Origin of the sequence: Oleiagrimonas sp. (assembly GCF_027858935.1) — a bacterium.
GTDB lineage: Bacteria > Pseudomonadota > Gammaproteobacteria > Xanthomonadales > Rhodanobacteraceae > Oleiagrimonas.
Genome location: NZ_JAQIBU010000146.1, coordinates 1 through 2,642, shown reverse-complemented (window position 1 = coordinate 2,642; position 2,642 = coordinate 1). Strand labels below are relative to the sequence as shown.

Genomic DNA, 2,642 nt, shown 5'->3' with positions numbered 1-2,642 from the left:
GATGCCGCACGCGAACTCATTGCGGCGCCCGGCCCGTACGATGCCGATGCCTTGCGCAACCGGATTCCGATGGGGTGACCGCGAAATGGGTGCTGCCCGCAGCGCCTGGGGCGATGTGTGGGTGCGCGGCGACTCGTGGCATCATCACTCCGGAACCGTCCGCTGGATACCGATGCGGGCATGCATTGATCACGTCGATACGGGAGGGGGAACGTTGCCATGAACAAACGCCTGATTGCCCCGCTTGCCCTGGTTCTGCTTTCCGGTGCGCTCTGCGTGCGCGCTGACACCCCGCCTTTCGCGCACCTGCAGGGTGGCGAATGGTCCTACCATTCCGTGATCACCTTCACTTCCGGCGTCATGGCTGGCCGCACGGCGACCAATGGCTGGAAAACCTGTGCCCGGGAAGGGCAGGCGGGCGAAGCTGCCATGAAACCGCACAGCGCCAGTGGCGACGCCTCCTGCAGCGTGCCCACGCGCAGTCATGACAAGACCGGATATCGTAGCGTCATGACCTGCACCACCACGGCCCAAGGGATCCCCAGCACGATCAAGGAAGATTTCACCCTGAACCCGGGCAACGGCGGCAGGTCCTTCAAGGCCCACGGCACTGTCGAGCAGCGCATGGACGTACCAGGTATGTCCTCACGCACGACGCAGATGACCATCGACATCGACGGCCACCGCACGGGCGCCTGTTCTGCGGATTGAGGTTGAGGTACAGGAAGCCCACAGGTGTGTGTGTCGCCTTCGGCCTGCGCACTTCCGGTCATGCGTCACGCAACGCCTGACCAGACCACTGCGTATGCCATTTGCGAAAGTCGCCCCCCAAGACAACCAGGGTTGCGGCGAATCCGGCAGAGCCAATACCAATGGAGGGAGTGAAAAAGGGTTTTGCATGATATCCATGCAGGATATCCCTCGGCGAAAGTCCGCATCCATCCAGGGCAACCTTTACCGACCGCGACATGGGCGCCGCTTCAATGCCTGCAGGGGCCGCATCGGCACGCTATCTGTGGACTGGCGGAACGTCGACGGCTTGGGCGCTCCAATGGACCGGGCCCTTGAACGGCAGCCAGGACCTGCGGTTGGCGCAGGCCGTTGGCGCCGCGGTGCGATATGGGGGCTGCAGCAGGGCAAGGCCCACTTAACCGGAGCGGGCGTTGCTGTCAACGGGTCAGTCCGGTTCGTCCCCGGTTTCGTCGCGCGCCTGCTTGCGCTTGTGTCGCCGCCAGAAGTAGATGCCGACGCCAGCGAGGATCAGACCCAGCGCGATCCACAGGCCTGCCTGGCCACGGTGCAGCCACGTGAGCAGCCATTCACGGTTGTTGGCACCAAAGTAGCCCAGGTACACCCAGACCGGCACGCTGATGAGGGCGGCGGAGCCGTCCAGCAGCAGGAAGCGACCGAACGAGACACGATGGGTGAGTCCGGCACTGACAAAGGCCGCCGTGCGCATACCGGGCAGAAAGCGTGCGGTGAACAGCATGCGATTGCCGTAGCGCTCGAATTGCTCCTGCACGGCGCTGTAGCGGCTGGGCGTGAGCAGCCATTTGACCGGGCGCTTGTCCAGCAGCCGGACCCCGTAGTGATGACCTGCCAGGAACATGCCGGCATCGCCCAGCAGCACGCCGAACAAGGTCACGGCGAACATCACGTGGACGTTGGCGTACCCCAGGCCCGCGATCACGCCGCCGGCGACCAGGGTGAGGTCCTCTGGAATGGGGGCGCCCACGCCGCACACCAGTAGTGCCAGCAGCACGGCGACGTAGCCGTTTTCGGCAAAGTAGTTGATCAGGTGGGCGAGAAGGTCCATCGATTCGATTCAGCAGGCGTCCGAGCGTATTCAGGGCCGATCTTCCCATGGATCGACCTGTCGGCACAGGTGCTGGGCTGTGCCTCGTTCACGCAGCAGGAGTGCCCCGGGACTTGGCGTTCAGCAGTTCGCGCAACTGGGCCTTGCCCTCGGCGTCCAGCGTGCCGTCGACCTGACGCACCTGCAGCGCGGCGATGCGTTGCATGTCGACCTGACGCTGCATCTGATCCAGTGCGCCTAGGAATTCGCTGCGCTGCATGGCGTCGTCGCCGACTGGTTCGGCCACGGCGAGTTTCTGCAGCGCCTCGGCCTCAGGGCGTTCGGCGAAGTGTTCCAGCAGGGCGCCGGTGGTGATGCCAGGACGGGCGCGAGCAACATCGATGAGTTCAACCAGCAGCGTCACGCCGGGCTTGTCCAGCTCGGCGAAGGCATAGGGGGGCTCCAGTTCCCCGGCCAGCGCAGGGCGGGCCAGCAGCAGGGCGATGGCGCTGCGTACCAGGGTGCGCCGCACGGCGCGTTGCTGCAGAGGTCGCGAGGCGGCAGGGGCGGGCGCGCTTTCGAAGCGTGTGTCGGTACCGGTGCGGTTTTTCAGCTCCTGCGCCATCAGGTCGCGAAAGGCGCCATCGGGCAGGCGTGCGACCAGTGGACGAGCGCGTTCGGCCAGGCGCGCACGGCCATCCAGGGAAGCCAGGTCGATATCGTGGGAGAGCGTGTCGAAAAAGTATTCCGACAGCGGCGTGGCGCCTTTCAGTCGCGCCTCGAAGCCGGCCTTGCCTTCGCTCTGCACGATGGTGTCCGGGTCTTCGCCCTCGGGCAGGAACAGGAA

The 2,642-nt window shown here is 65.2% G+C and carries 2 protein-coding genes and 1 pseudogene; 1 reads left to right on the top strand and 2 read right to left on the bottom strand.

What is annotated here, in order from left to right:
• Positions 1-219: 219 nt before the first annotated feature.
• The gene (locus PF446_RS05415) at positions 220-711 is read left to right on the top strand and encodes a DUF3617 family protein (RefSeq protein ID WP_298070226.1); all 492 of its coding nucleotides are present in this window, start codon (positions 220-222) and stop codon (positions 709-711) included.
• A gap of 466 nt (positions 712-1,177) precedes the next feature.
• Here PF446_RS05415 and PF446_RS05410 read toward each other — a convergent pair whose 3' ends face one another.
• Together PF446_RS05410 and PF446_RS05405 are read right to left on the bottom strand one after the other, a co-directional pair.
• On the bottom strand, positions 1,178-1,816 hold the full coding sequence (locus tag PF446_RS05410; protein ID WP_298070225.1) for a DedA family protein: 639 nt from the start codon (positions 1,814-1,816) through the stop codon (positions 1,178-1,180).
• Positions 1,817-1,904: 88 nt separating this feature from the next.
• Positions 1,905-2,642 (bottom strand): annotated as a pseudogene (locus tag PF446_RS05405) (DNA primase); the annotation flags it as partial.

What these genes read in the sequence shown, in the direction of transcription:
- PF446_RS05415 (WP_298070226.1), top strand. Translation starts at nt 220, where the DNA reads ATGAACAAACGCCTGATTGCCCCGCTTGCCCTGGTTCTGCTTTCCGGT.
- PF446_RS05410 (WP_298070225.1), bottom strand. Translation starts at nt 1,816, where the DNA reads ATGGACCTTCTCGCCCACCTGATCAACTACTTTGCCGAAAACGGCTAC.